At 55.8% G+C, this 8,166-nt stretch carries 7 protein-coding genes and 1 pseudogene; 5 read left to right on the top strand and 3 right to left on the bottom strand.

Annotation, left to right across the window (positions count from 1 at the left end; translation table 11 throughout):
- The 5 genes and pseudogenes from NFX52_RS28525 to NFX52_RS28505 all read left to right on the top strand — a co-directional run.
- Window positions 1-132 (top strand): annotated as a pseudogene (locus NFX52_RS28525) (IS481 family transposase); the annotation flags it as partial.
- A gap of 13 nt (window positions 133-145) precedes the next feature.
- Window positions 146-550, top strand: coding sequence for an MgtC/SapB family protein (locus tag NFX52_RS28520; RefSeq protein ID WP_252635940.1), 405 nt, complete (start codon window positions 146-148; stop codon window positions 548-550).
- A gap of 357 nt (window positions 551-907) precedes the next feature.
- Window positions 908-1,954: a calcium:cation antiporter family protein gene (locus NFX52_RS28515; RefSeq protein WP_353848505.1), complete on the top strand. Its 1,047-nt coding sequence runs from the start codon at window positions 908-910 to the stop codon at window positions 1,952-1,954.
- The gene (locus NFX52_RS28510) at window positions 1,951-2,442 is read left to right on the top strand and encodes a DUF4124 domain-containing protein (RefSeq protein WP_055401328.1); all 492 of its coding nucleotides are present in this window, start codon (window positions 1,951-1,953) and stop codon (window positions 2,440-2,442) included. Before NFX52_RS28515 ends, NFX52_RS28510 begins: the two co-directional genes overlap by 4 nt.
- Before the next feature lie 80 nt (window positions 2,443-2,522).
- Entirely contained in the window at window positions 2,523-5,195 is a 2,673-nt protein-coding gene (locus NFX52_RS28505; RefSeq protein WP_055401326.1) for a heavy metal translocating P-type ATPase, read from the top strand.
- A 60-nt stretch (window positions 5,196-5,255) separates the two neighbouring features.
- Here NFX52_RS28505 and NFX52_RS28500 read toward each other — a convergent pair whose 3' ends face one another.
- The 3 genes from NFX52_RS28500 to NFX52_RS28490 all read right to left on the bottom strand — a co-directional run.
- Window positions 5,256-7,067: a phosphoethanolamine transferase gene (locus NFX52_RS28500; RefSeq protein WP_238385725.1), complete on the bottom strand. Its 1,812-nt coding sequence runs from the start codon at window positions 7,065-7,067 to the stop codon at window positions 5,256-5,258.
- A 301-nt stretch (window positions 7,068-7,368) separates the two neighbouring features.
- Window positions 7,369-7,914: a zinc ribbon domain-containing protein gene (locus tag NFX52_RS28495; protein WP_238385724.1), complete on the bottom strand. Its 546-nt coding sequence runs from the start codon at window positions 7,912-7,914 to the stop codon at window positions 7,369-7,371.
- A gap of 53 nt (window positions 7,915-7,967) precedes the next feature.
- The coding region (locus NFX52_RS28490) for a hypothetical protein (RefSeq protein ID WP_252635939.1) at window positions 7,968-8,166 on the bottom strand (199 nt) is incomplete at its 5' end.

The raw sequence follows: 8,166 nt of genomic DNA, 5'->3' as shown, positions 1-8,166 counted from the left end.
CTGTACAACCACCAGTTACCGCAGTCAGCGCTCAAGAGCAGTACGCCGATGCAGGCGATGAAAGAGTGGTACCAGACCCACCCGCACCTGTTTCACAAGCGACCATATGATCGTACGGGATGCGACAACTAACCATCTTTTCCGGATGTCCCTGGCTTTCCTATTCACCATGCCGATTGCGTGGAACCGGGAAAATGGCTCGAGAAGCGCGGGCCTCCGAACTTTCCCTATCGTTGCCATGGCCAGCTGCGGCTTCGTGCTACTCGCAATTGAGGTGCTCGGCGAGCGCTCGGTCGGGCAAGCCCGGATTCTGGAGGGCGTCATCACGGGTATAGGTTTTATCGGTGGTGGTGCCATTCTCAAGGCCGGCACAACCACGCACGGTACAGCCACCGCAGCCAGTATTCTCAACACAGGTGTAGTGGGCGCTGCCGTCGGCTTCGGATATTACGACATTGGCTTTGTGCTTGCCCTGGCAAATTTTTTGGTGCTTTTCGGACTCGGAAGGCTCAAAACCGAAGGGAAAGAGGCAGGTGATGGGCCGGACTAATTTCCCTGCTAGTGGGCCTTTCGCGGTCGCATGAATGTCTATTACTTCAGTCACTTTCCGTCTATCACAGCTATCCGATGGTGATGCTTGAAATCCAAAATTAACTTCCATAAGGATTCGAAGTGAAGCGCTTTTTGACTCTTCTTGCTATTGCCCTGATCGGTATCGCACCTGCCATTGTCTTTCGCTTGAGTGGCTGGCGTCCCAATCCCGTGCTGGCAGTTTTCGGGGTTGCAGTGCTGGCTGCAGGTTTCATGCTTTCGTGGGAGTGCCGAGGCCGCCGAAAAACGGATATCTCAAGGTCTCATACTCGCGTTAGTTGCGCTGGTCACGGTGCTGCCTGAATACGCTGTAGACATGTACTACGCCTATCAGGCCGGCAAGGCGCCAGAGTCCAACTATGTCCAATACGCGGCGGCCAATATGACCGGCGCTAACCGATTGCTGGTTGGGCTGGCTTGGCCGCTGATGGTTTTTTTACACTGGTGGCGTACTCGTCAGCGGGGTATTGCCCTGGCCACTGTCAACATGGTGGAGATTGGTTTTTTGCTGCTGGCCAGCCTGTACGCATTCGTCATTGTCCTGAAAAACAGCATCGGCTTGCTGGATACAGTTGTGCTTGTCGCCATCTTTGGCGCATATCTCTGGCAGGCTGGGCGCATGCCCAAGGTCAAGTCAGGTCTTGAAGCGGATGATGAGCCCGGGCCCGCTGTGGCGCTTGCAACGCTGACCCCTGCCAGGCAATGGGCATGGATGGGCGGTCTGACCGTCATTGCTGCAGCGGTCATATTGGCATCGGCCGAACCATTCGCAGAGGCCATGATCGAGTCAGGAAGAATCTGGGGTATTGATGAGTTTTTGCTTATCCAGTGGCTGGCGCCACTGGCCAGTGAGGCCCCGGCAGTCGTTATCGCCGTTCTATTCGTACTTTCCGGCCGTGCGGAAGGCGGTCTGACCACCATGATCAGCGACAAGATCAACCAGTGGCGATTGCTTGTGGGGATGCTGCCCCTGGCAATGAGCTTCGGCGCTGGGACCTGGACGGCCCTTCCGCTGGATGCACGCCAACATGAAGAGTTTTTCCTGACTGCAGCGCAATCCATATTCGGAGTTGCTCTCCTGCTACGGCTGCGTCTGAGCTTGTGGTCGGCCATAGTACTTGCGGCGCTGTTCAGCGTCCAACTGGGTATAGCATTTCTTTACAGGGATGATGCCGTCAGAGCCATCAACTCGCTGACAGTGCTCGGTTGGTTGTACCTGGTTATGGGCGTTGCGCTATTGATCTTTGGGGCACCGAGCGCTTGGCGGGCGGCATGGCAACTCCAGGCCGCCTTGGACAAGCAAAGGCTTCCCGCTGCAGCAGCAGCCGGATCTGGCCCAGCAGATGCTGCACCGAAGCCATGAAAGTCGAACAAGTTTTCAGACTGGCCGCATGCGCAGCTCTGTCCGGTATCGCTACGCTGAGCATCGCCGACGAACGCATTATTTACAAGTCAACTCTGTCAGACGGCCGAATTATCTATTCCGATGAACCGGTGCCCAAGGCAAGCCGAAAAGAAAAAATAAGCATTGAACGGCATCCGCCAAATGCGCAAGACGCGGAGGCAGCTCAGAAAGCCCTTTCCATGTCGCGCGCGCAGCTACTTGAAAATGCCGCGGCTCGGTCTGCTCGTCTCAAGCAACTCGACAAGCAGGTCGACGATGCCTACAGTGAACTTAAGAGTGCGGAGTCAGCCCTGCAGCAAGGTCAGGAAGTTCAGGAAGGAGAGCGGCAAGGTCGCCGACTTACACCCTCATACTTTCAGCGGCGACAAGCACTTGCCAACGCTGTGCAAAAGGCCCGTCGCCGCCTGGACGGCCTGTTAAACGAACGCGCCTCGCTTCAGTATTGAGGCGGTGGAACATGAAACAGGCCGACGCCTTCCCGTGCCGTTCTTTGATATTTTGTCAGAAATGAAAGCGAGTCCTCATCATGAGCGAACCCATCAAATTGCGTCTGGACCTGCCGCTGGTCCTTCCTCATGTTGACAATGTTGAGGATCGTTGCGTAGCCCGACTGATCGCCTCCCTTTCCGGCCGACCTGGCATCTCGGAGGCGCATGTTGCACAAGGTCAGGATCATCCTCCGCAACTTTGCATCCACTACATTCCGTCTGTAATTTCACTGACGAGAGTTCGAGAACTGGTAAGCGCGGCAGGTGCTGCGCTAAACGAGCAGTACGCCCATGTCGTCATCAGTGCGCCGCCTCTACATGCGCGCGCCGCACGCCGCATCGCAGAGGCTCTGCGCGACACAACCGGCGTATTTGAAGCTGATGTCTCGGCCTCTGGCACCGTACGCATTGAATATGACAGGCGACAGGTGTCTGCCAGTGACCTGCGGGCAAAGGCCGCCGCGCTGGGTATAGGCAATGACAAAAGAGATCGGGATTTGATTGCTGCGGCGGCTGAGGATAAGCCAAAACCGCATTCACATCCTGGGCATTCCACCAGCGAACAGAACCACAGTCACGAACATCGGGCCGCCGCGCCTGAAACGACTCCTACATCGCCACCGATCACTGCGGCAGATGAGCAACTGCCTTCTCCCGGAGGTGAGCCGCCTCTCGGGGCGGAGGATCATTCTGGACACGATCACAAACACGGCGACACAAGTGACCATGCGGAACATGATCACGCGCACGGTGGCATGTTTGGGGAGCAAACCGAGCTGATCTTTGCTGCGTTGGCAGGCCTTCTTTTACTCGGTGGCTGGTTGGTAGAACGCAGCGGCGCCTCACCCAGCTGGTTACCGACGGCTTTTTATGTCGTGGCTTATTTGTTTGGCGGCTTTTATACCGTCAAAGAGGCCGTCGAAAATCTTCGCGCCCGCCGCTTTGAAATAGACACCCTGATGCTGGTTGCCGCAGTTGGTGCGGCGGCCCTGGGGAAATGGGCAGAAGGTGCTCTCCTGCTGTTCCTCTTCAGCCTGGGCCACTCTTTGGAGCACTACGCCATGGGCCGAGCTCGTAAGGCTATCGAGGCACTGGCCAAGCTGGCGCCGGAGGTGGCAACGGTTCGCCGGGAAAATGGAACGGAAGAAATCGGCGTCGGCAAGCTCCAGGTTGGCGATGTGGTCATCGTGCGGCCAAACGAGCGCCTTCCGGCCGATGGGGTCGTGGTCGTGGGAACTTCAAGCGTTAACCAGGCACCGGTGACCGGAGAAAGCGTACCCGTCGATAAAAGTCCGATAACTGACGCAAAGGCAGCGCTCAGCGCTTTTGATCGGGTGGGCGCTGAGCACCGCGTTTTTGCCGGCACGATCAACGGCTCTGGCGCTATCGAGGTGATGGTTGCCAGGCGCTCCGAACAATCGACCATGGCACGCGTTGTCAAGATGGTCACGGAAGCCGAGGCGCAACGCTCGCCGACCCAGCAGTTCACCGAAAAATTTGAGCGGATCTTTGTGCCGGCGGTTTTGGCGCTTGTGGTTTTGCTGATGTTCGCCGGTCTCGTCATTGACGAGCCATTTTCTGCGACTTTTTATCGCGCCATGGCCGTTCTCGTTGCGGCCAGCCCTTGCGCATTGGCCATCTCGGTGCCCAGTGCGGTTTTGAGCGGTGTGGCAAGGGCTGGACGGGGTGGCGTTCTGGTCAAGGGCGGCGGACCGCTGGAGAACCTTGGCACGTTGACGTCGATTGCTTTCGACAAGACAGGCACGCTTACAGAGGGCAAACCAAAACTGACCGACGCAGTGGCAATGGATGGGGTAAGTGACGATGAATTGCTTTCGGTTGCGCTGGCTGTAGAGCAGCAAAGCGACCATCCCTTGGCGGGCGCTATCGTCAACGGGGCGCGGGAGCGACTGGGCGGCCGTGTGAATCCGCCAGCGGTCACCGATGTGAAAAGCATCACCGGTCGGGGCGTCCAGGCACTTGTTGATGGGCAACAGGTGCATATTGGCAAACCATCGCTTTTTGATGAACTGAAGGATTCGGCATTGCCAGCGGAGTTGGTGGCGGTCAACGACAAACTGGTTGCCGCAGGTCGGACCACGATGGTGGTGCGCAAGGGCACGAGATTTCTGGGAGTCATTGCCGTCATGGATACCCCTCGGCCGGCTGCAGCGCAGGTGATGGCGGAACTACGCTCCCTGGGCATCGAGCGGTTGATCATGATCTCCGGGGACAATCAAAAGGTGGCCGAAGCCGTTGCAAAAAGCGTTGGACTCACAGAAGCCAGGGGCGACCTCATGCCCGAGCAAAAAGTCCAAGAAATCAAGGCGCTCCGCGAGAAGCACGGCAAGGTGGCGATGGTAGGAGATGGCGTCAATGATGCCCCTGCCATGGCCAACGCTACCGTCGGCATTGCAATGGGTGCTGCAGGGTCCGATGTTGCGCTTGAAACCGCCGATGTGGCCCTCATGGCTGACGACCTGGCTCAACTTCCGTTTGCGGTTGGATTGTCCCGCAGCACGAGTCGCATCATTCGCCAGAACCTGTTTGTCAGCTTGGGCGTGGTTGCGGTGTTGATTCCGGCCACGATATTTGGTCTCAACATTGGAACTGCTGTGCTTTTCCATGAAGGATCCACTGTGATGGTTGTCGCGAATGCATTGCGTTTGCTTGCCTACAACTTCACGTCAAGCGCCAACAAAGAAGCATGAATGTCGGTCGAGTTCAAGGGCCGAAAGGCGACTGCGGTACCTCTCAGGGGCAAGAGATCATCATCTTGTACCTGTGCAAGATGCATACACATCTAGTTGAGGCTGGTAGACAACGGTCTTAATACTGAGCAGCCCTAGTACCGAGTGAAAGTAATTGTCGTGCGTAATCTTCTCCTCTTGTTTCTTGTGCAAACACTGCGGAGTGAGAGTTTTCTGGCTTGCAAAGCGGGGGGATAGCCAGGTAAACCAAGGCACCCTCGTCTGCACATCAGGCGCGATAGCATACGGCAGGCCGTGGAGGTAAAGATTGTTCTCGCCGAGGGACTCTCCATGATCACCGACATACACCATGGCGGGAGCATAGGTGGCTTGCTGCGTTCTGAGCCAATGAATAGTTGAGTCGAGGAAATGGTCGGTGTAGATGATCGAGTTGTCGTACGCATTTAGCAGTTCGGCTTGGCTGCAGTTTTGCAAATCGTTGCTCGAACATTCAGGCCCAAATTGTTTAAACGCTTGGGGAGAGCGAAGGTAGTAGGCCGGGCCATGGCTACCCATCGCGTGCAGTACCAAAACCACCCCGCGCGCACGCGCCTTTGCAGGCAGCGCTGCAATCCGTGCATCCAAATCCTCAAGCATGATGGCGTCGTAACACGCACCCTCCGGACACAATTGAGGGTTCCTTAGTTTGGATGTATTGGCATAGCCAACGCGATCACATGCCGCTTTGCAACCTGACTGATTGTCCAACCAAAGCACTGCCATCCCCGCGCGTTGGATCACGTCCAGAAGACCCTCAAAATTCTTGCTTCTCGCGTCGAATTGGGTTCGCCCAAGGTTTGAAAACATGCAGGGAAGGGCCGCCGCCGTACTGGTCCCACATGCTGAGACGTTCCGGAAGCTGGCGACTTCTTCGTGTCCCAGCTTGGGAGTCGTCGGACGAGGATAGCCATTTATGCTGAAATTGCCACTCCGCGCCGTCTCTCCAACCACCAAAATTATCAGCGGCGGAAGATCATTGGAAGCAACCTCAGGGGAGCGCGCATCCAGACCTATGGGCTCCAGGACTGATCGATCACGTTGTAGCGGCCCTGCAGCTAAATAGCCCAAGGCATACATCGAATTCAGCGGGTTCATCAAATACCGCACCTGCTTGTGGTTACGCATCGTGGACGCAAGCGGTTGATAGCTGAGTACAACCGACACTGCAAGCAGGATCACGGCAGCTATCGCCATCAGAAAATTCTGAAGCAGCCGTCGTGACCAAGGGCCGTAGCCAATAGGTAGGCGCCAGATTGTCCAGGATGGCAATACAGCCAATACAAGCACCGTAACGACTAATCGCGGACTGAACAGGTCTGCTGCCTCCCTCACGTCGGTTTGAAGCACATTGATCATCATGGTCGCATCAATCACAACGCGATAACTCCACATGAAGTAGGCCCCAAAAGCCGAGGCGAATAGCATCAGCGTGAGAACGGGTTTCAATGTCCAGCGCCATGCAAACAGGCTGAGCATGGCCATCAGTGTTGCAGCAATGATTAACATCATTGCCAACGAAAAAGCAAGCCCTGCTGGGTCGCTAGTCAACGCAAGATGGGACAATTCGCGCCACAGAGGAAAATTGGCCGCGGTCGCCAGCCAAAGACTGCCGCCGGTTACCAGCCAAATGGGATTGTGATTCCTCGGAGCCTCACCTGCATGGTCGACGGAAGACGGAAACTTGCGTGAAAATGGCGCCGAATCGAGGCGCCAAGCATGGAAAAATTTCATTGCATCGCCTCGATTCGCATTGGGGCATGAAACCGCGTTTTCATCTGGTTTCCCACTAAGCGTCAGTTCCTCTAAATTTTTCCCACAAGCCACCTTCGTCACCTTCTTTTTCTTCTGGTTTTAGGAGGTAGCTTTTTTCGATATATATCTGGTATTTTGAGCTTTTTGTCTCTCCACAAAAAGTACAGAATGATCAATAAAAGGACAACCGAAATTCCACCGGCCGAAAGTAGTAGTGCACCGAGTGACTCACGAGATGCATTGACGGGGCTATGAAAGTTTGAGGGCATTTACGACTCCAAAACTCTCTCCGATGTGACCCTGTAACCCTGGTAACGGTGAGGTACAGCCTCTGCAATAAGGAAGGTTGAGTCAGGCCATACGCGTTCCGCAACGTGGTTTTTTAGACCTGCGACTTCCCGCAGTTCGCACAAAACTTCGCACCTGCCACCAATGGGGATTTACAGGCGTCACAGCTTGCCGGTGTCATTGATTTTCCGCACTGGGCGCAAAAGCGTGCGTTCGGCAAATTGGTGGCTGAACAAGCGGGACACGAAATTCCCGTGTTAGCCGGCGGCGTCGGCTGCGCAGGATAACCATAGGGCTCACCCTGGTAGCCATGTTTGTTCCCGCCATGACCGCCACGGTTGCCATGGTGTCCGCCACCCATGCTCGAAAGAAGCTTGTCAAAAAAACTCATGCTTTTCTCCATAAAAGTTAAAAAAGCTCGCCCGAAATCATTGTCGAACTCATCGGCACCAGGCTTATAGGGGAGGCCTCCGCTACAACCTTGCTTCCGCCGAGTTGTTTCCGTCCGTGCGGACAGTGAAGCGAGATCGCCATCAGCAGCAGCGCGCCCGACAGAACTACCGTCAAGAGCATTCCCAAAGCGCTGGCCATAACGATTGACACCGTTGCCCAAGTGACGCTGCCGCCAGTCGACATCCATACAGGTCCATTTCTATGTTGAACACCGGCTTAACGTAGAGGACGGATTGGTCATCACAGAACAGGGACGGCAGTGACCACATCCATGACATAGACCCAACCCGAGTTGGCTTGCCCCGTGCGTGCTAAGGCTACGCTGAACAAGCCCTCGAAATTTCCCGCGCGAACGCGGAAGACGCCATTTTTTGGATTTTGTGGCCTCTTGCGCCGCCCATTTGGGCCGTTCGCAGGGCCTTGAGGCCCGATTTCCACC

The sequence above is a fragment of the Acidovorax facilis genome (assembly GCF_023913775.1).
Taxonomy (GTDB): domain Bacteria; phylum Pseudomonadota; class Gammaproteobacteria; order Burkholderiales; family Burkholderiaceae_C; genus Acidovorax; species Acidovorax facilis.
The sequence above is the reverse complement of the archived record's forward strand: the minus strand, read 5'-3'. Positions and strand labels throughout refer to the sequence as shown.

Excerpts from the sequence above, each read along its gene's own strand:
- NFX52_RS28510 (WP_055401328.1), top strand. The coding sequence starts at position 1,951 with ATGAAAGTCGAACAAGTTTTCAGACTGGCCGCATGCGCAGCTCTGTCC.
- NFX52_RS28515 (WP_353848505.1), top strand. The coding sequence starts at position 908 with ATGTACTACGCCTATCAGGCCGGCAAGGCGCCAGAGTCCAACTATGTC.
- NFX52_RS28520 (WP_252635940.1), top strand. The coding sequence starts at position 146 with ATGTCCCTGGCTTTCCTATTCACCATGCCGATTGCGTGGAACCGGGAA.
- NFX52_RS28505 (WP_055401326.1), top strand. The coding sequence starts at position 2,523 with ATGAGCGAACCCATCAAATTGCGTCTGGACCTGCCGCTGGTCCTTCCT.
- NFX52_RS28495 (WP_238385724.1), bottom strand. The coding sequence starts at position 7,914 with ATGGATGTCGACTGGCGGCAGCGTCACTTGGGCAACGGTGTCAATCGT.